The organism is Escherichia sp. MOD1-EC5433, assembly GCF_002966005.1.
In the GTDB taxonomy this organism is placed as follows: Bacteria; Pseudomonadota; Gammaproteobacteria; order Enterobacterales; family Enterobacteriaceae; genus Escherichia; species Escherichia ruysiae.
In genome coordinates, this window is record NZ_PTRL01000026.1 from 1 (window position 1) to 474 (window position 474).

The following is a 474-nucleotide window of genomic DNA, read 5'->3' on the forward strand; positions in this document are numbered from 1 at the left end:
CGACATGAACCGTAACGTACTCTGCACCTCGAACCCTTACGAGTCGCAACTGCACGCGGAAGCATATGAATGGGCGAAGAAAATCTCTGAACATCTGCTGCCTCGTACCCGCGCGTATGCGGAGATCTGGCTCGATCAGGAAAAAGTCGCCACTACTGATGAAGAGCCGATCCTTGGTCAGACCTACCTGCCGCGTAAGTTCAAAACCACGGTAGTGATCCCGCCGCAGAACGATATCGATCTGCACGCCAACGACATGAACTTCGTGGCGATCGCCGAAAACGGCAAGCTGGTGGGCTTTAACCTGCTGGTGGGCGGTGGGCTTTCCATCGAACACGGCAACAAGAAAACCTACGCCCGCACGGCGAGTGAGTTTGGCTATCTTCCGCTGGAGCATACGCTGGCGGTGGCGGAAGCCGGTGTGACGACTCAGCGCGGCTGGGGGAGCGGCTCCTATATACAGCTGACGACGCC

The 474-nt window shown here is 57.6% G+C and carries 1 pseudogene; it reads left to right on the forward strand.

Features of this window, described 5'->3' with window-relative positions:
- Nucleotides 1–474, forward strand: a pseudogene (locus C3D30_RS20230) (sulfite reductase subunit beta); the annotation flags it as partial.